This window comes from Brevundimonas sp. NPDC007368 (assembly GCF_042869015.1).
In the GTDB taxonomy this organism is placed as follows: Bacteria; Pseudomonadota; Alphaproteobacteria; order Caulobacterales; family Caulobacteraceae; genus Brevundimonas.
In genome coordinates this window covers 500160-524607 of record NZ_JBIAFA010000002.1, presented here as the reverse complement: position 1 = coordinate 524607, position 24448 = coordinate 500160, and the positions used below count along the sequence as shown (strand labels likewise).

Sequence of the window (24448 nt, the reverse complement as noted above, 5' to 3'; positions counted from 1 at the left end):
GCTGTCGCATCACGAAAAAGGCCGCCGGGTTCGCCCGGCGGCCTTTTTGCAGTCCGTGATCGGGAGCCGATCAGAACTTGAAGCTGGCTCGCAGCAGCAGGGTGTAGCGGACGTAGTCTTCGAGCAGTTCGGCGTCGCCGGTGATGGAGAGCATGCCCAAATCGTTGCCGACGTTGAGGCGGAAGCCCAGGAAGGGGCCGCCGCCCTCGATGCTGGCGGGGTCGAGCGTGAAGGCGTCGCCGCCGGAGGCGAAGCGGGCGATGGTCGAGCCTGCATCGACCGAGAAGTTCTGACGCCAGCCAGCCCGGATTTCGGGGCGGATCCAGCCGTCCTTGCCGAAGCCGTACCCAATGTTCACGGCGGCGACGCCAGAGAACATATGGCCGTCGCGTTCGTCAATCTCGAGGTCGAAGCCGTCGCCACCGCCCTTTTCAGTGCGAGCGTCTTCGCTCAGCGAGAAGTACTCGCCGTAGATTTCGGGGCGGATGTTCAGCCGACCGAAGTTGCGTTCATACGAGGCCCCGCCCGCAGCGGCCAGAGTGAAGCCGTGCCAGTCGGACTCGTTCTTCAGGTTGATGCCGTCGGCGACCAGCTTGCGGGTCGCGTTGAACGAGGCGTAGCCGCCCGCTGCACGCGCCCAGGTTGTCCAGTACTGACCTTGAGCGCGCCAATAGAGGCCCAGCTCGAGCAGGTTGGCCGACAGGACCTCTTCCGCCGCCGCTTCAGGATCTTCCAGGTCGGAAGACGTGAAAGCTGCCGTGAGGCCGATCGCGCCCATATTGGTGCCGCGCTCGACGCCGCCGGCGACGCCGAAGCCTTCCGAACGGAAGCCGTAGGAGTCGGTCTTGTCCTTGTCGGCGTAGAAGTTGATTTCCTGGACCCAGGCGCTGGTCTCGCCCGGCGCAGCCGAAGCGTTGCGGCCGGTCAGGGCGCGGGTGACGGCATCGACGCCGCTGGCCAGGGAGAGCAGGGGGCCGCCGGAGTGATCGGGCAGCATCTGCTCATAGATGTCGAAGAAGCCGTCCCGGCCCGTCTGGTTCAGGATGGCGTTGCGAATCGCTTCGTTCTGGCCCAGCGCGCCATAGATCGAGTCATAGGCCGCAGCCTCGACGTCGATCATGCCAGCTTCTTCCGCTGTGCGGCGACGCGCATCGATATAGATGTCGCCGGCCGCCAGGTCAGCACCGGCCTTGACCACGAAGGCGTAGGGCGAGTTGGCCTGCACCGCATCGCCGTCAATGGTTCCAACATTCAGCGTGTTGGCGTCGATGATGGTGAAACGCGTCGGATCTTGAAGCAGGGAGTTGAAGCGAACGCCCAGCCCCGCGCCGTTGGCGATATTGGCGACGCCATCAACCTTGAAGCCGCTGCTTGCGCCATTGGCGGGATCAAGGGCGACGATCAGGTCGCCGTCGGCGCCGATATTCAGGTTGCTGATGGTCGTCACGCCGCTCTGACGAGCGTCGAGCGTGCCCTTGGAAATGTCGATATCCAGTTGCCCGTCGGAGTTGGTGATGGCTCCGCGGACGATAGCTCCGCCGGAGATCGACAGGCGGTCAGCCCCGGCGCCGAACGAGATATCGCCCTGAACCAGGCCATTCTGGATGTCCAGGAGATCTGCGCCTGAGCCAAGCTTGATGTCGCCGAAGGTGGTGGGCTCTCGCGAATCCGTCACGCCGTCGCCGTCGGTGTCGGGATCGGAGGTCGTGGCGGTTCCAGCAATGCCTTTCTGGGTGAAGGTGACGCCCGAAGTGTTGGCGCTGACGTCAATGGCCGTCGCCTTGCCGGTGATGGGGCTGCCGTCGGCGTTAGCCGAAACATTGGCCTGGATGGACCGGGTGTTGGTGATGGAGGTCAGGCTGCCGCTGAGATCCGCGATTGCGGTCGTATTGGCCTTGCCGCCGCCTGCCGTGGCCGCGATCGTGCCGTCATTGTTGAGTGAGGTGACGTTGGCGCCGGCTTCAATCTTGATGGCGGTGACCTGATCCGCGTTCGTAGTGGCGGAGGCCGCGCTGATGGTGCCGGTGTTGACCATGGTCGGCGTCGTCGCGCCGGCGGCGAAACGGATGGCGGTGGCGTCAGCCTCGTTCGCCAGAACCGCGATCGAGCCTTCGTTACGAACGCCGCCCTCAATGGAGACCGTCTGACCGCCCGCGACGCCGAACTGGACCGCCGTGGCGGCGACGTCGTCATAGACGCCGATGCCGAAGATCTCGCCGCGATTGACGAAGCCGTAGGCGTTGTTGCCGGTCCCGGCCACGCCGAGCGTCACTGCATTGTTCGCGGATCCCACAACGACAGCCGGTGCGGCGCCGTACGACGTGATCTTGGCGGCGCCCTCGTTGGCGTCGAGCAAGCCGTCGCCGTCGCGATCCGTGTCCTCGCGGTTCTTAACGCCGTCGCCGTCGTCGTCCTCATCGCCGTTCTTCACGCCGTCGCCGTCATCGTCGCCCTCGATGCCGGCGGCGCCATAGCTGGGGCCCACGTCGAAGAGGACGCCCTTAGTGGCGCTGGCCGATATGCTGACGGCCGGTCCGCCCTGCAGAAGGTCGTCGGCGTCGAGGTTCTCGAGGAACAGGACTTCAGCCGGCACCGTACCGGTCGTGGGCTTGCTCTGGGGGCGCGTGGTGTAACGGTAGCCGGTGGAGGTTACGGTCCCTTGAATGTTGAGACGTCCATCGACGGGGCCGTCAACGGCCACGCCGACGGCGTTCTCGCCACGGGCTGTCACGGAGCCCAGGATGTTCACATTGCCGGTGACGGGCCCCGTCACGCTGACGCCGCGCGTATTGTCGCCGGTGACCGAGATGGTGCCGAAGTTGGTGAGATTGCCGATCAGCGGCGCTTCGATGGAAACGCCGTACGAGTTGTTGCCTTCGACGAGGATAGAGCCCGAGGTCTCGACCAGAATGTCTCCGGTCTTGGGAGCGGGGCCCGTAACACGCAGGCCATAGCGGTTGTTGCCTGAGGCGAAAGGACCGTCCGGGTCGCCGTCCTTATCGGTGTCCTTGTATTCGTCGATGTCGTCCGAAATCGAGATTGAGCCGCCGATGGTGATCGGACCGGTCGTACCGCCCTGGGCCAGGATGCCGGTTGCGCCGTCCGCGGCCTTGGCCATCGTGATCGACGAGCCGCTGTCCAGATCGACGCCGTGGCTCGAATCAATGGTCACGGCTGCGCCGCTGGTGACCGCGATCGAACCGCCGCTGGCCAAGCGAATGCTGTCGGGCGTTCCGGCCGCCGTCGCCTTGGAGGTCGTGATCGGCGTGGTGCGTGCGGTCGAGATCACTTCCTCGGCGTGGGCGCCGGCAGCAACCATCAGGGGGGCGATCGCCACTGCGGTCGCGAGTAGAATACGCATTAGTTAGAAACCCCTCGAGGACACACGCGCAAGGACGCCGAACGCCCGTTTAACAGGCTCGACGACACCATGCCCCAAGTTTCTCGAATTTGAGGCGAATGCAAGGCCATGGGTAGAGCGCCCAAGCTGAACGGGGGATGAAAATTCACGTTTCATGGCCGCGCGGACAGGCTGGCTGAAATGGATGCTTGAGCGGAGCAGTTTCCGGCGCTAGGGCCGATTCATGGTGAGTTCCAAACGCGCGCGTCGCATCCAAAGCAGAACCGGTCGCGTTGCGGCGTTGAGTTCCGGAAAGGTCGCCTCCATGAGCGTGACCGACATCGATGTTCAGGAAAGCGAACTACGCCTGTTCCCTGGCCTGGACGAAGAAGTCGCTGAGACGCTGCGCGTCTTGAAGGCGTCGACGTCGGATCCTCGGCCCCGTCTTGTGGACACCACCATGCTGTTTGCGCCCCGTTCAGGGGGAGTGAAGCGATATCTGTTGTCAAAGAAGGCCTGGCTAGAGGCAAATCGGCCGTCGGTGGCGCACACTTTGGTCGTGCCTGGCGCCAAGCATCGCGCCGGCGCAGACGGAATCGTTCAACTGCATGCGGCGAAGCTGCCTTTTGGGGATGGATATCGCTGGCCCAGTTCCGTGCGTCGCTGGGGAGCCTGGGTGGCGTCCATGAATCCTGCGGTGATCGAAGCGGGCGACCCTTACACGCCGGGGCAGGGCGCGCTCGAGGCCGGGCAACGCGCCGGTTGCCCGGTTGTCGGCTTCTGCCATTCCGATCCTGCCGGACTCGCCGCGCTGCACTTCGGCGAGTGGGCGAAGAAGCCGGTCGAGAAACGCTGGGCCAAGCTGTTTTCGCAGTTCGATCGAGTCGTATCGCCTAGCCGCTTCATCGCGCGACGGCTGGAGGAGGCGGGAGTCGGGGGCATTGTGATTCGGCCTCTGGGGGTCGAGATCGACACTTTCCGGCCTGATCGTCGCGATCGCGACTGGCTGTTGAAGAAATTGGGTCTGGGCGCAGACGCTCGCCTGTTGTGCTTCGCTGGGCGTCCCGCCAAGGAAAAAAACGTTGATGTCCTGATCGACGCAGTCCAGCGCCTGGGCGCGCCCTATCACCTAGTGCTGGTGGGCGCCGGCGCCGGCATGCCGCCTGAGGACCGGGTGATTTCTCTACCCTATGAGAAGGACCCTAAGGCTGTGGCGCGGATCATCGCCAGCTGCGACGCTTTCGTTCACGCCAATGACAAGGAGCCTTTCGGTCTGATCGTGCTTGAGGCCATGGCCTGCGGACGCCCCGTCGTCGGCGTCAACGCCGGCGGCGTGGCTGAGACGGTGGATATGAGCGTGGGGCAATTGGCGCGTTCGGCAGATCCCGCTGACTATGCCGAGGCCATCGAGGCTCTGTTCGCGCGGGACGTAGAGGCCCTCGGCCATGCGGCGCGGGTCAAGACTGTCGAGCAGTTCGCCTGGAACCGCGTCTTTGAAGATCTGTCGATGCTCTACGGCGAACTGAGCGGTCGGTCGGAGTTCGTCTTGCCGCAAGAGGTCGCGCCGCTGAATTAGCGCCGCAGCGACAGCACGAAACCTGCGATGAGCAGGGCGCTTGTATTTCGATTGAAGAGACGAGGCCCGGCAGAGGGCGGTGTGCGCCATTCCCTTCGCTGAAAGGAATGGCGCGAGTGACGGGGCTCGAACCCGCGACCTCCGGCGTGACAGGCCGGCACTCTAACCAACTGAGCTACACCCGCGTTTCCTCCGCGAGGAGGAGTAGGGGCGAATAAGGGCGACTCACGTTCCGGTCAAGCGAGGAGCGCACGACATGAGGAAAAAGCGCGCGCAGACAACCCGAGCAAGCTTGGCGATTAAACAGAATAGGAAGGTATCTGGGGAGCGGTGTGCGCCATTCCCTTCGCTGAAAGGAATGGCGCGAGTGACGGGGCTCGAACCCGCGACCTCCGGCGTGACAGGCCGGCACTCTAACCAACTGAGCTACACCCGCGTTTCCTCCGCGAGGAGGAGAAAGGCGGGATAAGGGCGACTCATGATCCGGTCAAGCGCAATGTGAGGATGTCGTCGAATTGGGCTGAGAATTCAGCTGTTAGCGGCCGCAATCCAGCCCCGCGGCATCCGGTGCGGCCTCAGCACCCCGGCCCAGCGCCTTCTGCATGAAGACCACGTCACGCCAGGCGTCGAACTTCCATCCGGCGGCGTGGAACACGCCGACGTGCTCAAAGCCGGCTGCGGCGTGCAGGGCGATGGAGCCGGCGTTGGCGCTGTCGCCGATCACCGCCACCATCTGACGCATCCCCAGGGCCGTGCAGGTGCTCAGCAGGGCGTCGAGCAAGGCCTTGCCGACGCCCCGCCCGCGAAACGCCTCGGCCACATAGATCGAGTCCTCGACCAGGAAGCGATAGGCGGCGCGCAGGCGGTAGGGCCCGGCGTAGGCGTAGCCCGCGACCTGACCGTCGATTTCGGCGGTCAGCACCGGCAGGCCGAGCGAAGCGGGCGCGGCCAGGCGCGCTCGCATGTCCTCCTCCGAGGGGACGTCCAGCTCGAACGTCCCCGTGCCCTTCAGCACGCTGTCGGCGTAGATGGCCGTGACGGCCGCCAGATCGGCTTCCGTGAAAGGCCGGATGATCACGCCTTTTCCCAGCCCTTTTCGACGGCCCAGACGGCGAAGGCGTAGTCGTGGGCGATGTCCTTGAGATAGTCGAAGCGGCCCGACGAGGCGAAGTGGCCCGCCTCCATGTTGATCTTCAGCAGCACCGGCTTGCCCGAGGTCGAGGCCGGACGCAGCTTGGCCACCCATTTCTCGGGCTCCCAGTAGGTCACGCGCGGGTCGGACAGGCCGCCGGTCGCCAGCAAGGCCGGATAGGGCTTGGCCTCGATCTGGTCGTAGGGGCTGTAGCTGAGCATGTAATCGTAAGCTGCGGCGTCCTCGATCGGGTTGCCCCATTCGGGCCATTCCGGCGGCGTCAGCGGCAGGCTGGTGTCGCTCATGGTGTTGATGACATCGACGAAGGGCACGCCGCCGATCACGCCCGCCCACAACTCGGGCCGCATGTTGGTCACGGCCCCTATCAGCAGGCCGCCCGCCGAGCGACCCTCGGCCACGATGTTTCCGGCCTTGGTGTAGTTCCGCGCGATCAGGTGGTCGGCGGCGGCGATAAAATCGGTGAAGGTGTTCTTCTTGGTGAAGCGTCGGGCCGTCAGGAACCAGTTCCAGCCCTTGTCCGACCCGCCGCGGATATGGGCGATGGCGTAGATGAACCCACGATCCACCAACGACAGCCGGTTCGTCGAGAAGCTGGCCGCCATGGGGATGCCGTAGGAGCCGTAGCCGTAGAGCAGCAGGGGCGCCGTTCCGTCGACCGGCGTGTCCTTTCGGCGCAGCACCGTCACCGGAACCAATTCACCGTCGGAGGCCGGGGCGTTCAGCCGCTCGACCACATAGTCGGCCGGGTTGTGGCCCGACGGCACTTCCTGAACCTTGCGCAGGGTCCGTTCGCGCGTCTTCAGGTCGTAGTCATAGGTCGAGGTCGGCGTGGACGGCGAGTTGTAGCCGTAGCGCATGACCGTGGTGTCGAACTCCGACGCCCCGCCCAGCGACAGGGCGTAGGCGGGCTCGTCCACGGCGATTTCATGCTCGGCGCCGGCGCGATCGCGAATGACAATCTTCGTATTGGCGTCGGCGCGTTCCTGACGGCCCAGATAGTCCTTCACCAGAGCGACGCCTTCGATGAAGCGGCCCGGCGTGTGCGGAATCAGGTCCTTCCAGTTCGCCTTGGCCGGCGTCGCGGTCGGGGCCTCGACCACCTTGAAGTCGATGGCGTCGTCGGCGTTGGTGCGGATCACCCAGCGGTCGCCCCAGTGGTCCAGATCGTAGAGGCGGCCGGTATGGCGCGGCTCGACCACCACGGGCGTCGCCGTCGGAGTCGCGCCCGGAATGATGCGGCCTTCCGAGGTTTCCTGATTGCCGATGCCGATGACGATGAAGGCGTCGTCGGAGGTGCGGCCGACGCTCTGGAACATGCCGTCGTCGGTTTCCTCATAGACCAGGGTGGTCTCGCCGCCGCGCGCGGGGCGACGGAAGATCTTGTCCGGTCGTCCGTTGTCGTCGCGGTTGGTCCAGAAGATCCACTGGCTGTCCGGTGAGAAGGTGAAGTTTTCGGTCGCCGATTCGATGGGGTTGGGCAGGACCTCGCCGGTCGCCAGGTCCTTGACGTAGATCTTGAAGACCTCGGAGCCTTGCGCGTCCTCGGCATAGGCGAACAGGGCGTGGTCGGGGCTGTGCTCGACAGCCGAGACTTCCGAGTAGGCCTTGCCTTCAGCCAGGGCGTTGCAGTCCAGCAGGAGCTGAGGCGTCGGGGCCTTGATGAAGTTCTTGGTCACGGGCTGGCCATCGACCATCCAGGTCCCCTGGCGTTCGACCCGCATATAGCGCGGGTGCTGCTCGCCGGTCCGGTATTCGGTGTAGTATTCCCAGGCGCCGTCGGCGGCGGGGACGGAGCTGTCGTCCTCCTTGATGCGGCCCTTCATCTCTTCGAACATCGCGGCCTGCAGCGGCAGGGTCGAGGCCATCATGGCCTCGCGATAGGCGTTCTCGGCGGTCAGGTGCTCCTTGACGTCGGCCTTGATCAGCGACGGGTCGCGCAGCACGGCCTGCCAGTTGTCGTCCTTCATCCACTGATAGTCGTCGGTGCGGACGCGACCCAGTTGCTCGATACGGACGGGGACCTTTTTGGCGACGGGGGGTTGGGGCAGGGACATCGAAGCTCCGGTAGTCGAACGGGCGAGTGCAGGGGAGGCGGCGGCGAGGCCGACGGCGGCGGTCGAGGCGATCAGTTCGCGGCGATTCATGAAGCGGGCTCCCCCTAAGGTTCGGGCGGACCTTGTGCCTGTGAACCGGCCGCGTCAAATGGCGGAATGATCACTCAGGACGTTCCGCCCGCACCGCCCGCAGCCGTCGCTCCCGTCCCGTGGGACCTGACCGTCGGCATGATCAACGCTACGGTGCAATTGGATCAGCCGCTGAACGAAAGTTCGCGCAAGGTCGGCACCGGCTTCCTGATTTCCGCGCCTCGGTCTGACGGCACGCCTCGGGTCGTTTTGGTGACGGCGGCGCATGTCTTCAACGTGATGCCGAACGGCGAGGCGCGCGTCGGCTGGCGCACCGCCGAGGCGGACGGCGCCTGGAAGTTCTCGCCGGCGAACCTGACGATCCGCGACTCCGACGGAACGCCGTTGTGGACCCAGCACCCCGAGCGTGACGTGGCGGTCATGGAGATCACCGCCCCCGACGCCTTCGCCCGCGCCGCCATCCCGATGGGCTGGCTGGCGGACGACACGACTTTCGACCGTTGGCGCGTCGGGCCGGGGGACGAGTTGATGGCGCTCGGCTATCCGCACGGCCTGTCGGCGAACAAGGCGGGCTTCCCGATCCTGCGCCTGGGCCGGATCAGTTCCTGGCCGCTGACGCCGATTCGGCACTTCCCGATCTTCCTGCTGGATTTCGCGGTGTCGCAAGGCAACTCGGGCGGGCCGGTCTTCTGGACCCCCGCGGTCGATCGCCTGCCCGGCTCGCCGACGCCCGACCATCCCTATATCGCCGGGGTGCTGGTGCAGGAGGTTCAGGGCGGCGGCGAGGGCCTGGAACTGGGCGTCGTCGCTCATGCCCAATACGTGCGCGAGGCGATCGCGCTGCTGGATGCGCCTGTCGCGCCGTAGCGCAGCGGAAAGCCGGGACCGCTTCAGGCACCGGCGCTTCCAGCGGCCCCGGATAGGCGCTGCGCGCCTTCCGGGGTGACGGTGAGCGTTAGCCCGCCAGAGCTTCTACGCTCAGGCCTTGCAGCAGTTCGCCGCCCTGACCGACAGCGGCCAGGCGGCTGGAGACGTGGCCGAGCACGTTGGCGGCGTAGAGTTCGTAGAGGTCCAGCTTGCCTTGCAGCCAGACCGGATCGCCGGCGCCGGCGTCGAGGCGGGCCTTGGCGGCCAGGGCGCCCTTGGCCAGCATCCAGCCGCCGACCACGTCGCCCATCAGCTTCAGATAGGCGTCTGCGCCGGCCAGAACGTCGGCGGCGCCGTCTGCGGCGGCCTTGCGGTCCAGCAGCCACAGGGTGGCGTCCTCGACGGCCTCAATGGCCGTGGCGAAGCGCTCGACGGGCTTGCCGGTGTAGAGGCGATCGATCTGGGCCAAGGTGGCCTTCATGTCCTCGATCAGGGCCTTGGCCGAGTCGCCGCCGTCCATCGACAGCTTGCGGCCGACCAGGTCCATGGCCTGGATGCCGTTGGTGCCCTCGTAGATCGGGGTGATGCGGGCGTCGCGGTAGTATTGGGCCGCGCCGGTTTCCTCAATGAAGCCCATGCCGCCGTGGACCTGAACGCCCAGCGAGGCGACTTCGCAGCCGACGTCGGTGGACCAGGCCTTGGCGATGGGGGTGAACAGGTCTTCGCGGCCCTTCCACAGCTTGCGCTCGGCCTCGGTGGCGGCGTGTTTGGCCAGGTCGGCGGCGACGCCGGTGGACAGGCAGATGGCGCGGGCGGCTGCGATCTTGGCCTTCATGACGCCCAGGGTGCGGCGCACGTCGGGGTGGTCGAAGATCGGGGCGTTCTTTTCGCCGGTCCAGATGCTGCGGCCCTGACGGCGCTCCAGAGCATAGGCCAGGGCGTGCTGATAGGCGCGCTCGGCCACGCCGACGCCCTCGACGCCCACGGCCAGGCGGGCGGCGTTCATCATCACGAACATGTGGGCCAAGCCCTCGTTAGGGCGGCCGACCAGTTCGGCGCGGGCGCCTTCATAGGCCATGACGCAGGTGGGCGAGGCGTGGATGCCCAGCTTGTGCTCGACGCCGACCGGGTGGAAGGCGTTGCGTTCGCCCAGCGAGCCGTCGGCGTTGACCGCGAACTTGGGCGTCAGGAACAGGCTGATGCCCTTGGGGCCGGCGGGGGCGTCGGGCAGGCGGGCCAGCACCAGATGGACGATGTTGTCCGTGGCGTCGTGGTCGCCCCAGGTGATGAAGATCTTCTGGCCGTTCAGGGCATAGGTCCCGTCGCCGTTCGGCGTGGCCGTGGTGGTCAGGGCGCCCAGATCCGAACCGGCGTGCGGCTCGGTCAGCACCATGGCGCCGGTCCATTCGCCCGAGACCAGCTTGGGCAGGTAGGTGGCCTTCTGATGCTCGGCGCCCACGGCTTCCAGCGCCTCGATGGAGGCCAGCGACAGCATGGGGCAAAGGCCGAACGCCATGTTGGCGGCGTGGACGGTTTCATAGGCCGCCAGCTCCAGCGCCTTGGGCAGTGCCTGGCCGCCGGCCTCTACCGAGGCGGTCAGGCCAGTCCAGCCGCCCTCGGCGAACTGGCGATAGGCGTCGGCGAAGCCGGGGGCGGCGGTGACGGCGCCATTGGCGTACTTGGCGCCGGCCAGGTCGCCGGGACGGTTCAGCGGGGCCAGCACCTGTTCCGAGAACTGACCGGCGGCCTCCAGCACCGCGCCCATGACGTCGGCGTCGTAGTCGGCAAACGCGCCGGTGGCGGCGACCTGATCAATGCCGGCGACGGCTTCCAGGGCGAAGGCGAGGTCACGGACGGGGGCGCGGTAGCTCATGGCGGTCTCCAGAATCTTCAAACTGCTTCTGACGCCCGAGGCGTCGAGGATGCAAGGGCGCTTGGACTTTGGTCGAGGTTCCGCCACTCTGTGGCCTAGTGCCGTCGCGGAAGGAAAGACCCTTGGCCGAACCTCGCAATCGCTACTCTACCGTGTCGCTGATCCTGCACTGGGTCATCGCTCTGGCTGTGGTCGCCCAAGTGCTGCTGATCATGGCTCACGACGCGACCGAGGGGCCGTTGTCGCGCGAATTCTTGCAGGTCCACAAGGCGGTCGGCCTGACCATCCTTGTCCTGACCTTGGGCCGAATCGGCTGGCGGCTGGCCAATCCGCTGATCGCACTTCCGGTCGAGATGCCGCAATGGGAGCGGATTCTGGCGCGGACGACCCAGATCGCCTTCTACGTCGTGCTGCTGGCCATGCCGCTGACCGGATGGCTGGCGTCGTCGGCGGCGGGGCGTGACATCAGCTGGTTCGGCCTGTTCCAGTGGCCCCTGCTGCCGGTCGGCGGCGGACGCGAGGCGGCGGGCCAGTTCATGGACGCTCACGGGGCGGTGGCCAAGCTGCTCTATCTGCTGATCGCCCTGCACGTTGTCGGCGCGCTGAAGCACCAGTTCATCAATCGGGACAATGTGCTGCACCGCATGATCCCCCTGATCCCGCGCCGGCCATGAAGGGCGACACCCCCGAGATCGCCGCCGAGGCGCTGAAGACCGGACGGCTGGTCATGTTGCCGACCGAGACGGTGTATGGGCTGGCGGCCGACGCCTCGAACCCGCAGGCGGTGGCGCGCATCTTCGAGGCCAAGGGAAGACCGCGCTTCAACCCCTTGATCGCCCACGTCGCCAACGCCCTGGACGCCGAGATGATCGCTGTCTTTGACGAGCGAGCGAGGGCGCTGGCCGAGGCGTTCTGGCCTGGCCCGTTGACCATTGTGGCGCCGGTGCGCGACCGCGAGCGGGTCTGTGATCTGGCCCGCGCCGGACTGGACAGCGTCGCCGTGCGTGTGCCGGGTCATCCGCGCGCGCGCGCCGTGATCGCGGCCTTCAGCGGGGCCGTGGTGGCGCCCTCGGCCAACCGCTCGGGCCGTCCCAGTCCGACAACTTTTGATGATGCGCTGGAGGAGACCGGCCAGTCGGTTGGGGCCGCCGTGGACGGCGGCCCCTGCGCTGTAGGGGTGGAAAGCACGGTCGTTTCAGTGCTGGACGGTCGGGTGGCCTTGCTGCGTCCCGGATCGGTGACGCGCGAGGAGATCGAGGCCGTAGTCGGGCCGCTGGCGGAAGAAGACGGGCAGGGGCATCGCTCACCCGGTCGCCTGGCCCTGCACTACGCCCCAGATGCCCCCGTGCGGATCGAGGCCGAGGCGGTGAACGAAGGTGAAATCCTGCTGGGCTTCGGCCCTGGCGTCGGAGAACCGCGCTGGAGCCTGAGCGCGACCGGCGACCTTCGCGAGGCGGCGGCCAATCTGTTCCGCCTGCTGCGAGAGGCGGACCGCACCAGGCCGGTCGGCATCGCCGTCTCGCCGGTCCCTCACAAGGGGTTGGGCGAGGCCATCAACGACCGACTGCGCCGCGCGGCGGGCTTTGTCGGCTAGAGGAAACGGGCTTTCAGATCGACGCTGGAGGCCTCGCCAACCTGGGCCGCGCAGGTTTTCAGCCATTGCTCAGCCGCCTGACGCCCGCGCGACTTCAGGTCGTTGAGGAAGCTCCATTCCGTGTCGAACTTGGTCGATAGCGACAGACTGCCCAGCCAGTCGTCGGCTTCGATCGCGTGCATGCGGACGGCGCGATGGCGATCCTCGGTACGGCTGAGTTTGCCCTCGGCGATCAGGTCCTGCACGAAGGCGACTGCGCGCAGTTCGGCGACTAGGGGCGCGTTGAACAGGATTTCGTTCAGCCGATCCATGATCTCGCCCGCCTCTCGCGGGGCCTCGTCGCGCACGAAGGGGTTGAGCGGCAGCAGCAGGATGTCGTCAGGCGTGTCGGCGTAGAACAGCGGCCACAGCGCCGGATTGGCCAGATAGCCGCCGTCCCAATAGGGCTCGCCCTCGATCTCGACCGCGTGGAAGAGGTGGGGCAGACAGGCCGAGGCCAGCAGAACGTCAGGGGTGATCTCGGCCGAGCGGAACAGACGCGAGCGCCCGGCGCGCACCGCCGTGGTCGAGACGATCAACTGGATTTGGGAGGCCCGAACGGCGTCGAAATCGACGGCGGTCTCCAGCACGCGCTTCAACGGGTTCAGGTTGAAGGGGTTGAAGGCGTAGGGGCTCATGGACATGGCGAGCGTCTCGCCTGCCTTCCACATCGGGCTGTCCTTCAGCCAGCCTGGCGTCAGGGCCTTGGACCAGATGGCGCTGTCGCCGAAGACGTTTCGGCCGCCGGACTGATTGACCTCACGCCACAGCCTGTCGAGGGCGACGCGGGCGCCCTCGGCGCCGCCCTGTTCCAGTCCGGTGATCAGGGCCGCCGCATTCATCGCCCCTGCGGAGGCGGCGGTGACGGCGCGGATGTCGAGGAAGTCCGCTTCCAGCAGTCGATCCAGCACGCCCCACTGGAAGGCACCGTGCGAGCCGCCGCCTTGCAGCGCGAGGCAGATGGGGCGACGGGCGGGGCGGGATTTCGACTTGGCCATCATCCGCCCCAGGTTCAGATCGCTATTGAGCGGTCCAGCCGCCATCGACGGAATAGTGCGAGCCGTTGGCCGAAGCGCCCAGGTCGGACACCAGATAGAGGAAGATGCCCGCCAGTTCGTCGGTCGTGACAAAGCGCTTGGTCGGCTGCGAGCCGAGGATGACGTTCTTCATCACGTCCTCGGGCGTCATGCCGCGCGTGCGGGCCTGATCCTCGATCTGTTTGGCGACGATGGGGGTCTCGACGAAGCCAGGGCAGATGGCGTTGCAGGTGATGTTCTGCTGGGCCAGTTCCAGGGCCACCGTCTTGGTGAAGCCGATCACGCCGTGCTTGGCGGCGACATAGGCCGATTTGAACGGGCTGGCGACCAGGCCGTGGGCCGAGGCGATGTTGACGATGCGGCCGCGCCCCTGGGCCTTCATGATCGGGATCGCCGCCTTGGTGGCGTAGAAGGTCGAGGACAGGTTGATCGAAATGATCTTCTCCCACGCATCGGCGGGGAAGTTCTCGACGGCCTCGACGTGCTGGATGCCGGCGTTGTTGACCAGGATGTCCAGGCGGCCCAGTTCGCGATGCGCCGTGGCGACCATGTCGGCGATCTGATCCGGCTGGGTCATGTCAGCGGGGTGGTAGAGGACGCGAACGCCCGTCTCGGCCTCCAGATTAGCGCGGGTCTGCTCTATGACCGTCGGATCACCCAGGCCGTTCAGCACCACGTCGCCGCCGCATTGGGCGACGGCGCGCGCCAGCGCAAGGCCGATGCCGGAGGTCGAGCCGGAGACGACGGCGACCTGGCCCTTGAGATCGTTCATGGCGAACATGCAGAGAGAACCCGTGGATTAGTTTGCTGCAACGCAGCCTAACCGCAGTCGTTCAATCTGGCGATCAGGAATTTCCTTCTCTGATGAATATCCAGTCCGCGTTGGTCGAAAGCGTCTTGTCGAAGCGATAGCCGTCGCGGTCGAAGGCCTTGAGATCCTCCGCCTTCTCAATGCGGTTCTCGATAGCGTAGCGGGCCATGGCGCCGCGCGCCTTCTTGGCGAAGAAGGAGATGATGCGGGCCTCTCCGTCCTTGCGCTCCTTGAAGTGGGGCGTGACGAGCGGCAGCTTCAGCGCCTTGGCGTCGACGGCGCCGAAATATTCCTGGCTGGCCAGGTTCACCAGAGTCCGGTCGGGCAGGGGGGCTGCGTCTTCGTTCAGGCGAAGCGAGATGCGCTCGCCCCAGAAGTCGTACAGGTTGGCGCCGCGCGGGGTCTTCAGGCGTGTGCCCATCTCCAGCCGATAGGGCTGGATGGCGTCCAGCGGGCGCAGCAGGCCGTAGAAGCCCGACAGGATGCGCAGATGGTCTTGCGCCCAGGTCAGATCAGCCGGGGCCAGAGAGCGCGCGTCCAGCCCGTCATAGACGTCGCCAGCGAAGGCGAAGACGGCTTGTAGCGCGCCTTCGGCGGTCTCGTTGTCGAAGGACTGGAAGCGCTCGTAGTTCAGGTCGGCCAGGGCGTCCGAGATCGACATCAGGCGGCGCAGATCGGCGCGGCTCAGCTTCTTCGTGACTTTCGCCAGTTCCGCGGTTTCATCGGCGCAGCGACGCGGGGTCGCAGGTACGTCGACGGCGGGGGGCGTGAAGTCCAGCCGTTTGGCCGGGGACAGGACGATCAGCAAGGCGACACAGGCTCCGAAGCATCGGGAAGCGGGCCTCATAGGCCGCTTCCGTGACGATTTGAACTGTCGGCGGCGTCACATCCGGTCATATGACCTAGAAGAGGACGGCCGGGTTCATGATCCGCTGCGGGTCGATGGCCTGGCGGATCGCCCGCATGGTGGCGATCTCCAGAGGCGACTTGTAGCGGCGCGCCTCGTCGGTTTTCAGGCGGCCCAGGCCGTGTTCCGCCGAGATGGAGCCGTTGTAGCGGGCGACGACGTCGTGGACGACTTCGGAGCCTTCCATCCAGCGGGCGATGAAGGCGGGCACGTCTTCGCCGACGCCGGGGATCACATCATAGTGAAGGTTGCCGTCGCCGACGTGGCCGAAGACCGAGACGCGGCAGCCGGGGTGGAATTTCTTGACCGCCGCCGTGGCCTCGTCGATGAAGTCGGCGATCTGGGACACCGGCACCGAGACGTCGTGCTTCCAGCCGCCGCCCTCGGGCTTGAGGGCCGCCGAGTGTTCCTCGCGCAGACGCCAGAAGGCGGCCTTCTGAGCGTCGTTCTGGGCGATGGCGGCGTCGTTGATCAGACCCTCCTCGAAGGCGCCGGTCAGCAGGCGCTCCATGGCCGAATCGGCGCCGCCCGGCTCGCCCGAGGTCAGTTCGATCAGGACGTACCAAGGGGGCGTGCTCTCCAGCGGCTCGCGCGTGTCGGGAATGTTCTTGAGCACCAGAGCCATGCCGAGACGCTTCATCAGCTCAAAGGCCTCGACCCCGCCGCCGGTCTCGGCCTTGGCGCGGGCCAGCAGGGCGACGGCGGCGTGGTGGCTGTCCAGGCCGACAATGGCCGTGGCGCGGCTGCGCATGATGGGGAAGAGCTTCAGCGTCGCCGCTGTGACGACGCCCAAGGTGCCCTCGGCGCCGATGAACAACTGCTTCAGGTCATAGCCGGTGTTGTCCTTGCGCAGGCGCTTCAGTCCGTTGAACACCTGACCGTCAGGCATGACGGCTTCGATCCCCAGCACCAGATCGCGCATCATGCCGTAGCGCAGGACGGCCGTGCCGCCGGCGTTGGTCGAGATGACGCCGCCGATGGTGGCCGAGCCTTCCGCCGCCAGACTGAGGGGGAAGAAGCGGTCCTTCTCCTTGGCCAGTTGCTGGGCCTCCAGCAAGGTCACGCCGGCCTCCAGCGTCATGGCGTCGTCCAGCGGCGTCACGTCGCGCACGGTCCGCAGCTTGCGAGTGGACAAAAGGACTTCGCCGAACGGGATCTGGCCGCCGACCAGGCCGGTGCCGCCGCCCTGGGTCACGACGGAGACGCCGTGGCGGGCGCAGACCTCGACGGCCTTGGCCACTTCCTCGGTCGTGCGTGGCTGCAGCAGGATGGGCGTCTCGCCCGTCCAACGCCCGCGCCATTCGGTCAGCCAGGGCGCCATGTCTTCGGCGTCCTGGGTCCAGGCACCGGCCAGGGCGGATTTCAGCTCTTCGAGGGCGGCGGGCGTGGGGAGGGTCATATCCGCCTTGTGGCAAAAGGCGCGGCGTGGTGGAAGCGCAAAACCCTGCCTTCAAGGGCTCAGTTTGCGGAGAAAACATGATTCCGACCCCGGCCGTCGGCGTGGTCTGCCTCAAGGGCGACGAAGTCCTGCTGATCCGTCGCGGCACGCCGCCGCGTCAGGGGGAATGGAGTCTGCCGGGAGGGCGAATCGAGCCGGGTGAACGGCTGGCCGACGCGGCTTTGCGCGAACTGCTTGAGGAGACCGGCGTCGAGGCTGAACTGATCGGCCTGATCGACGTGGTGGACGGCCTGTTTCCTGAGGCGGGGCGGCATTATGTGCTGATCGACTACGCCGCAGTCTGGACCTGCGGCCAGCCGGTGGCGGGCGATGACGCGGCCGAGGCGGCCTTCTTCCCGCTGGAGGAGGCGCTGCAGCGTGTCGACTGGTCCGAGACGCGACGCATCCTTCGTGAGGCCCACGCCATGGCGACGGATCGTCGCGCTGACGGCCTTGTCATCCTGGCTGAACCGGATTCTGTGGCGTCGGGCCCGGGCGACCGTTAAGCTCGTCTCCTAACCGGAGGGGCTTATGGATTTCTCGATTATCTTCTTTGTGATGTTCGCGGCCTTCGCGATCATCTTCCTGTTCAGCGTCATCAAGATCGTGCCGCAAGGCCGTGAATTCACGGTGGAACGCTTCGGCAAATACACCAAGACGCTGAAGCCGGGCATCAGCATCCTGACCCCGTTCGTCGAGCGCATCGGCAAGCGGATGAACATGATGGAGCAGGTGCTGGACGTCCCGACCCAGGAGGTCATCACCAAGGACAACGCCATGGTGAAGGTGGACGGCATCGTCTTCATCCAGGTGATGGACGCAGCCCGCGCCGCCTATCGCGTCGATGATCTGCCTTACGCTATCGCCCAGCTCTGCATGACCAATCTGCGGACCGTGGTCGGCTCGATGGAGCTGGATGAGGTGCTGTCACAGCGCGACGCCATCAACACCCGCCTGCTGCACGTCATCGACGCCGCGACCGAGCCGTGGGGCGTCAAGGCCAACCGCATCGAGATCAAGGACCTGACCCCGCCGACCGACATCACCAACGCCATGGCGCGTCAGATGAAGGCCGAACGCGAACGCCGCGCCGTCATCACCGAGGCGGACGGCGAGAAGCAGGCCGCCATCGCCCGCGCCGAGGGCGCCAAGCAGGCGGCGATCCTGGAGGCCGAGGGCCGCCGCGAAGCCGCCTTCCGCGACGCCGAGGCCCGCGAGCGTGAAGCCGAGGCCGAGGCCAAGGCGACGGCCATGGTGTCGGAAGCCATCGCACGTGGCGACGTCAACGCCATCAACTACTTCGTGGCCCAGAAGTACGTCGAAGCCTTCGCCGAACTGGCTCGCAGTCCGCAGCAGAAGACGGTCATCGTCCCCGCCGAGATGGGTGGTCTGGTCGGCACTATCGCCGGTCTGGGCGAACTGGTCGGTCTGGCCAAGGAACAGCAACATGTCCGCACGGAGACGCGTGCGGTCGCTCGTCCTGCCCCGGCGCCCGCTGCGCCGGCGCGCCCCGCGCCGCGACGCCCCGGCGGCGCCGTGCCGACCACGGAGTAGGGCATGGACTGGATTCTGAACCTCTACGCCGCCCAGCCTTTCTGGCTGTGGTTGGCGGTGGGCGTGGTCCTGCTGGCCATCGAGGCGGCGGCCTCGACCGAGTGGCTGCTGTGGCCTGCGGTCTCTGCCGGGATCGTGGCGCTGATCTCAGCCCTGGCGCCCAATCTGGGCCTGCCGGTCGAGATCGGGATATTCGCCGCCCTGACCGTGGCCTCGACGGTCCTGTCGCGCCGTCTGATCAAGCGGGTGAACCCCGTCGACGAGCCCGACATCAACGACCGGGACCTGCGTTTGGTCGGTGAACGGGCGCGGGTCGTCGAGGCCTTTGTCGAGGGGCGCGGCCGGGTCTTCGTCTCGGGGGCCGAATGGCCGGCCGAAATCGAGGGCGCGGCGCCCCTGGCCGGCGAAAGCGTGGTGGTCGAATCGGTCGATGGTCCGCGCCTGCGGGTGCGCCCCGTCTGAGGCTTAGCGGCGTCGCATCTCGTCGACGCCGCGATTCGCCAGGGCGTCGGCCCGTTCATTCAGGACGTGGCCGGCGTGACCCTTGACCCAGTGCCATTTGACCTCGTGGCGGCTGCGGGCCTCGTCCAGGCGGCGCCACAGGTCGTCGTTCTTGACCGGCTTCTTGTCAGCGGTCTTCCAGCCGCGGGCCTTCCAGCCCCGGATCCACTCGGTGATGCCCTGCATGACGTATTTGCTGTCGGTGTGCAGGTCGACGCGGCAGGGGCGTTTCAGGGCCTCGAGCGCGGCGATGGCGGCCATCAACTCCATGCGGTTGTTCGTCGTGTTGGGCTCGCCGCCCCACAATTCCTTCTCGTGACCGCCGCCGGTCTGCAAAATGGCGCCCCAGCCGCCGGGACCGGGATTGCCCTTGCAGGCGCCGTCGGTGTGAATGATGACGTGATCGACGAAACTCATGGCGGGATGCCTACAGCGTCCCTTGGCGCGCCGCCATCAGTCAGCCTATATGACACACAACAATCAGTCGGACGGGACCGCGTTCGTGGTCCCTTTGAGGAGGTAACGCCATGGGCTCCATGAGCATCTGGCACTGGGCCATCGTCGTTGTTGTCGTGCTGGTCCTTTTCGGCGGACGCGGCAAGCTGTCCGGCATCATGGGCGACGCCGCCAAGGGCATTCGCGCCTTCAAGGACGGCCTGAAGGACGACACTGATTCCAAGGGCCCGAAGGAAGGCGTCAGCTCGCTGCCGCGCACCGAGGCTGAAAAAGAAGAACTGAACCGCTAAGCCGGTCGCAGAAAGACGCTGAATCATGGGTGGTCTTGGCCCCGGAATCGGCGGGTTCGAAATCCTTGTCATCGGTCTGGTGGCCCTGCTTGTCGTGGGGCCCAAGGATTTGCCGATGCTGATGCGCAAGGTCGGTCAGTTCGTCGCCAAGGCGCGCGGCATGGCCAACGAATTCCGCGCCAGTTTCGACGAAATGGCTCGCCAGTCCGAGCTGGATGACCTGCGCAAGGAGGTCGAGGCGCTGCGGTCGGGGCAGGGCATGCACCCGCTCGGCGCCGAGGCCGAGGCGGCCTTCAAGGATATCCGCAAGGATCTGGAGGCGCCGCTCGATACGCCGGCTCTGGCAGCGCCCGCTTTGGCGACGCCTGTCGCCACCGGCGTGGATGAGTGGCCGGACGAGTTCCAGCCTGCGGTTGAGCCGGTTGCGGAGGCCATCGTCGCTGAACCCAAGATAAAGGCGGCTGCAAAGCCGAAGGCGGCGCGCGCCCCGGCCAAGACCGCCGCCAAGACTGCAAAGGCCAAGCCGGTCGCGGCTGAGGCTGTTGCATCCAAGCCCAAGTCGGTGCGTAAGAAGAAGGTCGATCAATGACGTCGTTCGACCGGGACGAGGCCGAGATCGAGGCCTCGCGCGCGCCCCTGATGGATCACCTGATCGAGCTGCGCGGGCGGCTGTTGATCTGCGTCGTCGCCTTTGCGATCGCCTTCATCGGCTGCTTCGCCTTCTCCGAGAAGCTCTACCTCTTTCTGGTCCAGCCCTATGTGGTGTCCGCCGCCTTTCACCAGACGGTGGGGGCGCACGGCCATGTGTCGCCGTTCGACCTGATCCTCGGGACGGCGCGGCTGATCCCGGTGCCCGATGTGGACCACCAGAGCGTCAAGCTGATTTACACGGCGCCGCTGGAAATCCTGTTCACCAAGATGAAGCTGGCCGGTCTGGGCGCCGTCATCGTGGCCTTCCCGGTTCTGGCCTGGCAATTGTACCGCTTCGTCGCACCGGGGCTTTATCGCAATGAGAAGGGCGCCTTCCTGCCCTTCCTGATCGCGGCGCCGGTGCTGTTTCTGCTGGGAGCGGCGCTGGTCTATTATGTCATGCTGCCGTTCGTCATGTGGTTCTCGCTGAGCCAGCAGATCATCGGCGACGGCGTTGCGGCCGAGCTGTTGCCCAAGGTGTCGGACTATCTGAACCTGGTGACGGCTCTGATCCTGGCCTTCGGCCTTTGCTTCCAGTTGCCGGTCGTCATGACCCTGCTGGGACTGGCGGGCCTCATCAGTTCGCATGTCATGGCCAAGGGCCGTCGCTACGCCATCGTGGCCGTGGTCGTGGTCGCAGCCGTGGTCACGCCGCCGGACCCTATCAGCCAGCTGATGCTGGCCGTGCCCATGGTGCTCCTCTACGAGGTCTCGATCTGGTGCGTCCGCATCATTGAACTGCGCCGCAAGAAGGCGGACGCGGACGAAGCCGCCGCCTGACCATCTGCTAGAAGACGTTGATCTGGGCTGGTCTGCTGGCTGGTTCGTTCTGGCCGACGTAGCCCGACCGTTTTCACGATTGAGATGCCGAGATCGGCTAGTGTCGACCGTCCCGTTCGTGCCGCTTTTCTTGTGACGTCGATCGCTTCTCGTGCTTGGCCTTGGCGGAATGGCCCTTGTGGACGTCGCCTTCGCCTCCTCCGCCTGAGATCTGGCTACGCGGAGACAGATGGTCGGGGGCGTCGGCGTCTTTCACCAAGGGATCGGGGCGAGCCTTGTTCCGGTTCTCATGGCTGGCGCCAGGGCCGCCCCAGCGGTCGGTGTCGGCGTGTTTGTCGGGCATGGCGGGCTTCTCCTTCGGGAGAGGCAACCACGCACAGCGAAGGATGTTCCCGGCCGTTCCGGCCCATGAAAAAGGCGCCGAACGTTTCCGTCCGGCGCCTTGACCGTCAGACTGATCCGGAGATCAGCAGCTGTAGTACATGTCGAACTCGACCGGGTGCGGGTGCAGCTGCAGACGGGCGACTTCTTCCGACTTCAGCGCGATGTAGCTGTCGATGAAGTCGTCATCCATGACGCCGCCCTTCTTGAGGAAGGCGCGGTCGGCGTCGAGGGCTTCCAGAGCTTCCTTCAGCGAACCGGCGACCTCGGGGATCGAGCCGCGCTCTTCCGGCGGCAGGTCGTAGAGGTTCTTGTCGGCGGCCGCGCCCGGATCGATGCGGTTCTCGATGCCGTCCAGGCCCGCCATCAGCAGGGCCACGAAGGTCAGGTAGGGGTTGCCCATCGGGTCGGGGAAGCGGGCTTCCAGACGCTTGGCCTTGGGCGAGGAGACGTGCGGGATGCGGATCGAGGCCGAACGGTTGCTGGCCGAATAGGCCAGTTTCACCGGGGCTTCATAGCCGGGCACCAGACGCTTGTAGGAGTTGGTGGTCGAGTTGGCGAAGGCGTTGATGGCCTTGGCGTGCTTGATGATGCCGCCGATGTACCACAGACATTCCTGCGACAGCCCGGCGTACTTGTCGCCGGCGAACTGGGGCTTGCCGTCCTTCCAGATCGACATGTGGACGTGCATGCCCGAGCCGTTGTCGGCGAACATGGGCTTGGCCATGAAGGTCGCCGACTTGCCGTAGGCCGCGGCCACGTTGTGGATCACGTATTTGTAGAGCTGCAGACGGTCGGCCATGGTCAGCAGGTCGCTGAACTTCAGGCCCAGTTCGTGCTGCGCCGGGGCGACCTCGTGGTGATGCTTCTCCGGGTCCATGCCCAGGTCCTTCATCACGCCCAGCATCTCGCCGCGCAGGTCCTGGGCGGAGTCGACCGGGTTGACCGGGAAGTATCCGCCCTTGTGACCGGGACGGTGGCCCAGGTTGCCCTCGGCGTATTCAGCGCCGGTGTTGGACGGCAGTTCGATCGAGTCGAAGCTGTAGCCGGTGTTGTGCGGGGCGGTGTTCCAGCGCACGTCGTCGAAGATGAAGAACTCGGCTTCCGGGCCGAAATAGACCACGTCGCCCACGCCCGACGACTGGACATAGGCCAGGGCCTTCTTGGCCATCGAGCGGCTGTCGCGGTTGTAGGGCTCGCCCGTGTCGGGGCTCAGGACATCGCAGAACAGGAACAGCGTCGTCTGCTGGTAGAAGGGGTCGATGTAGGCGCGCGACAGGTCCGGCTTGAGCAGCATGTCGGACTCGTTGATGGCCTTCCAGCCCGCGATCGACGAGCCGTCGAACATGGTGCCTTCTTCCAGGAAATCTTCGTCGACCATGTCGATATCGAAGGTCACGTGCTGCAGGCGGCCGCGCGTATCGGTGAAACGGATGTCGACGTACTGGACGTCTTTTTCCTTGATCTCTTGAAGGATCTTTTGGGCGGCGCTCATTCTCGAAGTCCTGTCAGTTCGGGGAGGAGAAACGAAAAGCGGCCGCCCTTGCGGGACGGCCGTGGTGGTGGGTCAGATAGCCTGGGCGCCGGTTTCGCCGGTGCGGATGCGGATCACGTCCTCGAGCGAGGAAACAAAGATCTTTCCGTCGCCGATCTTGCCGGTGCGGGCTGCGGTCTGGATGGCGTCAATCACGGCCGGAGCCAGATCATCGGCCACGACGACCTCGATCTTGATCTTGGGCAGGAAGTCGATGACGTACTCGGCGCCGCGATAAAGCTCGGAATGGCCTTTCTGGCGGCCATATCCCTTGGCCTCCAGCACGGTCATGCCCTGCACTCCGATATCCTGGAGAGCGTCTTTCACTTCATCCAGCTTGAATGGCTTGATGACGGCTTCAATCTTCTTCATGGCGAGTCCCGAGCCGGCTCCCTTGGTTGGTCCGACGCTCGGGGGGTAAAGGGACATTGCATCGCACAATAAGGCAAGCAATTTTCGTGCGTAGAGGCCATCCGTGAACGGAATTCGATCATGAACCCGATCAACGACCCCACGACATGGCAAAGCCGACTGCCCTGGCCCGGCGCCGAGGCGCACAAGCATGCGCGCGGGCGCCTCGGCGTGGTGTCCGGCGGGGCTTATTCGACGGGCGCTGCAAGGCTGGCGGCGCGCGCGGGGCTGAGAATCGGAGCGGGACTGGTGAAGGTCTTCTGTCCGCCCGAGGCTGCGCCGGTGCTGGCGCCTGCGCTGGAGGCGGTCATGCTGGCCAGCTTCGTGTCGGGCGATCAACTGGCGGCGCTGGCCGAGCCGATGGACGCCGTGGTGATCGGCCCGGCGGCGGGACTGACCGAGGCGACGGCGGCCAATGTGGCGGCGCTGGCGCGGACGGGAGCGGCCCTGGTGATCGACGCCGACGCCCTGACCCTGTTCCGTGACCGGCCGGGCGATCTGTTCGCCAGTCTGGATCGCGATGACGTCCTGACCCCGCACGAGGGCGAGTTCGAGCGTCTGTTTCCGGAACTGTTGGCCGAGGGACGCGCGTCGGCCGCGCAGGAGGCCGCCAGGCGGGCGGGATGCGTCCTGGTGCTTAAGGGAAGCGCCACCGTGATCGCCGCGCCGGACGGACGCTGCGTGGTCAACGGCAACGGGGCTCCCTGGCTGGCGACGGCGGGGAGCGGCGACGTTCTGGCCGGAATGATCGGCGGGCTGCTGGCCCAGCATATGGACAGCTTCGACGCGGCCTGTGCGGCGGTCTGGATGCACGCGGATGCAGCGCATCGTTTCGGGCCGGGGCTGATCGCCGAGGACTTGCCGGACCTGATCCCGCCGGTGCTGGCCGAGCTCTATCCCGGCTGAAGCCCGTGGTGCGGATGAGAGGACTCGAACCTCCACGCCTCTCGGCGCCAGAACCTAAATCTGGTGCGTCTACCAGTTCCGCCACATCCGCATAGGTAGGCGAATGCCTGTAGGCGAGGGCAGCGGATTGGGCAACTGACAAGGTTAGTCCGGATAGGAAAAAGGC

Annotated in this window: 23 protein-coding genes and 3 tRNA genes; 11 read left to right on the top strand and 15 right to left on the bottom strand. The window is 66.1% G+C overall.

Annotation, left to right across the window (positions count from 1 at the left end; all coding sequences use genetic code 11):
* Positions 1-70 precede the first annotated feature (70 nt).
* Positions 71-3361: an autotransporter domain-containing protein gene (locus tag ACFYLW_RS06215; protein ID WP_312061951.1), complete on the bottom strand. Its 3291-nt coding sequence runs from the start codon at positions 3359-3361 to the stop codon at positions 71-73.
* Positions 3362-3665: 304 nt separating this feature from the next.
* Here ACFYLW_RS06215 and ACFYLW_RS06210 point away from each other — a divergent pair, with 304 nt between their 5' ends.
* Positions 3666-4916 carry a glycosyltransferase gene (locus tag ACFYLW_RS06210; RefSeq protein WP_312061952.1) on the top strand — a complete coding sequence of 417 codons (1251 nt, stop codon included), beginning with the start codon at positions 3666-3668 and terminating at the stop codon, positions 4914-4916.
* A 108-nt stretch (positions 4917-5024) separates the two neighbouring features.
* Here the strand turns inward: ACFYLW_RS06210 and ACFYLW_RS06205 are convergent.
* From ACFYLW_RS06205 to ACFYLW_RS06190, 4 genes are all read right to left on the bottom strand, one after another.
* A tRNA-Asp gene (locus ACFYLW_RS06205) sits at positions 5025-5101 on the bottom strand.
* A 174-nt stretch (positions 5102-5275) separates the two neighbouring features.
* Positions 5276-5352, bottom strand: a tRNA-Asp gene (locus ACFYLW_RS06200).
* Positions 5353-5451: 99 nt separating this feature from the next.
* Positions 5452-5994 carry an N-acetyltransferase family protein gene (locus ACFYLW_RS06195; protein ID WP_312061953.1) on the bottom strand — a complete coding sequence of 181 codons (543 nt, stop codon included), beginning with the start codon at positions 5992-5994 and terminating at the stop codon, positions 5452-5454.
* Positions 5991-8213, bottom strand: a complete 2223-nt coding sequence (locus ACFYLW_RS06190; protein WP_312061954.1) for a S9 family peptidase — start codon at positions 8211-8213, stop codon at positions 5991-5993. Before ACFYLW_RS06190 ends, ACFYLW_RS06195 begins: the two co-directional genes overlap by 4 nt.
* A 66-nt stretch (positions 8214-8279) precedes the next feature.
* Here ACFYLW_RS06190 and ACFYLW_RS06185 point away from each other — a divergent pair, with 66 nt between their 5' ends.
* Complete coding sequence (locus ACFYLW_RS06185) at positions 8280-9080, top strand: serine protease (protein WP_312061956.1); 801 nt, start codon at positions 8280-8282, stop codon at positions 9078-9080.
* 88 nt (positions 9081-9168) lie between these two features.
* Here the strand turns inward: ACFYLW_RS06185 and ACFYLW_RS06180 are convergent, their stop codons facing one another.
* The gene (locus ACFYLW_RS06180; protein WP_312061958.1) at positions 9169-10953 is read right to left on the bottom strand and encodes an acyl-CoA dehydrogenase; all 1785 of its coding nucleotides are present in this window, start codon (positions 10951-10953) and stop codon (positions 9169-9171) included.
* Positions 10954-11075: 122 nt separating this feature from the next.
* Between ACFYLW_RS06180 and ACFYLW_RS06175 the strand changes: the two genes are divergently transcribed.
* Both ACFYLW_RS06175 and ACFYLW_RS06170 read left to right on the top strand, forming a co-directional pair.
* The gene (locus tag ACFYLW_RS06175) at positions 11076-11627 is read left to right on the top strand and encodes a cytochrome b (RefSeq protein ID WP_312061960.1); all 552 of its coding nucleotides are present in this window, start codon (positions 11076-11078) and stop codon (positions 11625-11627) included.
* Positions 11624-12547: an L-threonylcarbamoyladenylate synthase gene (locus ACFYLW_RS06170; protein ID WP_312061962.1), complete on the top strand. Its 924-nt coding sequence runs from the start codon at positions 11624-11626 to the stop codon at positions 12545-12547. Before ACFYLW_RS06175 ends, ACFYLW_RS06170 begins: the two co-directional genes overlap by 4 nt.
* Here the strand turns inward: ACFYLW_RS06170 and ACFYLW_RS06165 are convergent.
* The 4 genes from ACFYLW_RS06165 to ACFYLW_RS06150 form a co-directional block, all read right to left on the bottom strand.
* Positions 12544-13587 (bottom strand): patatin-like phospholipase family protein, encoded by a 1044-nt coding sequence (locus ACFYLW_RS06165; RefSeq protein WP_292083368.1) that lies wholly within the window; start codon positions 13585-13587, stop codon positions 12544-12546. The two genes, ACFYLW_RS06170 and ACFYLW_RS06165, sit on opposite strands and share 4 nt — an antisense overlap.
* Before the next feature lie 19 nt (positions 13588-13606).
* Positions 13607-14404, bottom strand: a complete 798-nt coding sequence (locus ACFYLW_RS06160; protein ID WP_292082860.1) for a 3-hydroxybutyrate dehydrogenase — start codon at positions 14402-14404, stop codon at positions 13607-13609.
* A 64-nt stretch (positions 14405-14468) separates the two neighbouring features.
* A complete protein-coding gene (gene yaaA, locus ACFYLW_RS06155) occupies positions 14469-15242 on the bottom strand; it encodes a peroxide stress protein YaaA (RefSeq protein WP_312061965.1) in 774 nt (257 codons plus the stop codon).
* 94 nt (positions 15243-15336) lie between these two features.
* Positions 15337-16740 carry an FAD-binding oxidoreductase gene (locus tag ACFYLW_RS06150; protein ID WP_312061967.1) on the bottom strand — a complete coding sequence of 468 codons (1404 nt, stop codon included), beginning with the start codon at positions 16738-16740 and terminating at the stop codon, positions 15337-15339.
* A gap of 77 nt (positions 16741-16817) precedes the next feature.
* On the opposite strand from ACFYLW_RS06150, the gene ACFYLW_RS06145 reads away from it, so the two are divergent.
* From ACFYLW_RS06145 to ACFYLW_RS06135, 3 genes are read left to right on the top strand one after another with little or no spacing between them, the layout of a single operon-like run.
* Entirely contained in the window at positions 16818-17285 is a 468-nt protein-coding gene (locus ACFYLW_RS06145; protein WP_312061968.1) for an NUDIX hydrolase, read from the top strand.
* A 25-nt stretch (positions 17286-17310) separates the two neighbouring features.
* A complete protein-coding gene (locus ACFYLW_RS06140; RefSeq protein WP_292082854.1) occupies positions 17311-18333 on the top strand; it encodes an SPFH domain-containing protein in 1023 nt (340 codons plus the stop codon).
* 3 nt (positions 18334-18336) lie between these two features.
* Entirely contained in the window at positions 18337-18795 is a 459-nt protein-coding gene (locus ACFYLW_RS06135) for an NfeD family protein (RefSeq protein ID WP_312062750.1), read from the top strand.
* 3 nt (positions 18796-18798) lie between these two features.
* Here the strand turns inward: ACFYLW_RS06135 and rnhA are convergent, their stop codons facing one another.
* Positions 18799-19251: a ribonuclease HI gene (rnhA, locus tag ACFYLW_RS06130; protein WP_312062749.1), complete on the bottom strand. Its 453-nt coding sequence runs from the start codon at positions 19249-19251 to the stop codon at positions 18799-18801.
* A 110-nt stretch (positions 19252-19361) separates the two neighbouring features.
* Between rnhA and ACFYLW_RS06125 the strand changes: the two genes are divergently transcribed.
* The 3 genes from ACFYLW_RS06125 to tatC are packed head-to-tail and all read left to right on the top strand — an operon-like array spanning position 19362 to position 21050.
* Complete coding sequence (locus tag ACFYLW_RS06125; protein WP_292082851.1) at positions 19362-19580, top strand: twin-arginine translocase TatA/TatE family subunit; 219 nt, start codon at positions 19362-19364, stop codon at positions 19578-19580.
* Between the two features lie 25 nt (positions 19581-19605).
* Positions 19606-20169, top strand: a complete 564-nt coding sequence (gene tatB, locus ACFYLW_RS06120) for a Sec-independent protein translocase protein TatB (protein WP_312062748.1) — start codon at positions 19606-19608, stop codon at positions 20167-20169.
* Positions 20166-21050 (top strand): twin-arginine translocase subunit TatC, encoded by an 885-nt coding sequence (gene tatC, locus ACFYLW_RS06115; RefSeq protein WP_312062746.1) that lies wholly within the window; start codon positions 20166-20168, stop codon positions 21048-21050. The genes tatB and tatC overlap by 4 nt, the downstream gene beginning before the upstream one ends.
* A gap of 97 nt (positions 21051-21147) precedes the next feature.
* Here the strand turns inward: tatC and ACFYLW_RS06110 are convergent, their stop codons facing one another.
* From ACFYLW_RS06110 to ACFYLW_RS06100, 3 genes are all read right to left on the bottom strand, one after another.
* Positions 21148-21393, bottom strand: a complete 246-nt coding sequence (locus tag ACFYLW_RS06110; protein WP_312062745.1) for a hypothetical protein — start codon at positions 21391-21393, stop codon at positions 21148-21150.
* Positions 21394-21516: 123 nt separating this feature from the next.
* Positions 21517-22926, bottom strand: coding sequence for a type I glutamate--ammonia ligase (gene glnA / locus ACFYLW_RS06105; protein WP_292082845.1), 1410 nt, complete (start codon positions 22924-22926; stop codon positions 21517-21519).
* Positions 22927-22998: 72 nt separating this feature from the next.
* Positions 22999-23337 carry a P-II family nitrogen regulator gene (locus ACFYLW_RS06100; protein ID WP_292082843.1) on the bottom strand — a complete coding sequence of 113 codons (339 nt, stop codon included), beginning with the start codon at positions 23335-23337 and terminating at the stop codon, positions 22999-23001.
* A 120-nt stretch (positions 23338-23457) separates the two neighbouring features.
* On the opposite strand from ACFYLW_RS06100, the gene ACFYLW_RS06095 reads away from it, so the two are divergent.
* A complete protein-coding gene (locus ACFYLW_RS06095) occupies positions 23458-24282 on the top strand; it encodes an NAD(P)H-hydrate dehydratase (protein ID WP_312062744.1) in 825 nt (274 codons plus the stop codon).
* A 6-nt stretch (positions 24283-24288) separates the two neighbouring features.
* Here the strand turns inward: ACFYLW_RS06095 and ACFYLW_RS06090 are convergent.
* Positions 24289-24373 (bottom strand) — tRNA-Leu (locus ACFYLW_RS06090).
* Positions 24374-24448: the final 75 nt, after the last annotated feature.

Excerpts from the sequence above, each read along its gene's own strand:
- ACFYLW_RS06165 (WP_292083368.1), bottom strand. The coding sequence starts at position 13,587 with ATGATGGCCAAGTCGAAATCCCGCCCCGCCCGTCGCCCCATCTGCCTC.
- ACFYLW_RS06135 (WP_312062750.1), top strand. The coding sequence starts at position 18,337 with ATGGACTGGATTCTGAACCTCTACGCCGCCCAGCCTTTCTGGCTGTGG.
- ACFYLW_RS06180 (WP_312061958.1), bottom strand. The coding sequence starts at position 10,953 with ATGAGCTACCGCGCCCCCGTCCGTGACCTCGCCTTCGCCCTGGAAGCC.
- ACFYLW_RS06170 (WP_312061962.1), top strand. The coding sequence starts at position 11,624 with ATGAAGGGCGACACCCCCGAGATCGCCGCCGAGGCGCTGAAGACCGGA.
- tatC (WP_312062746.1), top strand. The coding sequence starts at position 20,166 with ATGACGTCGTTCGACCGGGACGAGGCCGAGATCGAGGCCTCGCGCGCG.
- ACFYLW_RS06125 (WP_292082851.1), top strand. The coding sequence starts at position 19,362 with ATGGGCTCCATGAGCATCTGGCACTGGGCCATCGTCGTTGTTGTCGTG.
- tatB (WP_312062748.1), top strand. The coding sequence starts at position 19,606 with ATGGGTGGTCTTGGCCCCGGAATCGGCGGGTTCGAAATCCTTGTCATC.
- ACFYLW_RS06185 (WP_312061956.1), top strand. The coding sequence starts at position 8,280 with ATGATCACTCAGGACGTTCCGCCCGCACCGCCCGCAGCCGTCGCTCCC.
- ACFYLW_RS06190 (WP_312061954.1), bottom strand. The coding sequence starts at position 8,213 with ATGAATCGCCGCGAACTGATCGCCTCGACCGCCGCCGTCGGCCTCGCC.
- ACFYLW_RS06145 (WP_312061968.1), top strand. The coding sequence starts at position 16,818 with ATGATTCCGACCCCGGCCGTCGGCGTGGTCTGCCTCAAGGGCGACGAA.
- rnhA (WP_312062749.1), bottom strand. The coding sequence starts at position 19,251 with ATGAGTTTCGTCGATCACGTCATCATTCACACCGACGGCGCCTGCAAG.
- ACFYLW_RS06160 (WP_292082860.1), bottom strand. The coding sequence starts at position 14,404 with ATGTTCGCCATGAACGATCTCAAGGGCCAGGTCGCCGTCGTCTCCGGC.
- ACFYLW_RS06215 (WP_312061951.1), bottom strand. The coding sequence starts at position 3,361 with ATGCGTATTCTACTCGCGACCGCAGTGGCGATCGCCCCCCTGATGGTT.
- ACFYLW_RS06210 (WP_312061952.1), top strand. The coding sequence starts at position 3,666 with ATGAGCGTGACCGACATCGATGTTCAGGAAAGCGAACTACGCCTGTTC.
- ACFYLW_RS06095 (WP_312062744.1), top strand. The coding sequence starts at position 23,458 with ATGAACCCGATCAACGACCCCACGACATGGCAAAGCCGACTGCCCTGG.
- ACFYLW_RS06140 (WP_292082854.1), top strand. The coding sequence starts at position 17,311 with ATGGATTTCTCGATTATCTTCTTTGTGATGTTCGCGGCCTTCGCGATC.
- ACFYLW_RS06110 (WP_312062745.1), bottom strand. The coding sequence starts at position 21,393 with ATGCCCGACAAACACGCCGACACCGACCGCTGGGGCGGCCCTGGCGCC.
- ACFYLW_RS06150 (WP_312061967.1), bottom strand. The coding sequence starts at position 16,740 with ATGACCCTCCCCACGCCCGCCGCCCTCGAAGAGCTGAAATCCGCCCTG.
- glnA (WP_292082845.1), bottom strand. The coding sequence starts at position 22,926 with ATGAGCGCCGCCCAAAAGATCCTTCAAGAGATCAAGGAAAAAGACGTC.
- ACFYLW_RS06100 (WP_292082843.1), bottom strand. The coding sequence starts at position 23,337 with ATGAAGAAGATTGAAGCCGTCATCAAGCCATTCAAGCTGGATGAAGTG.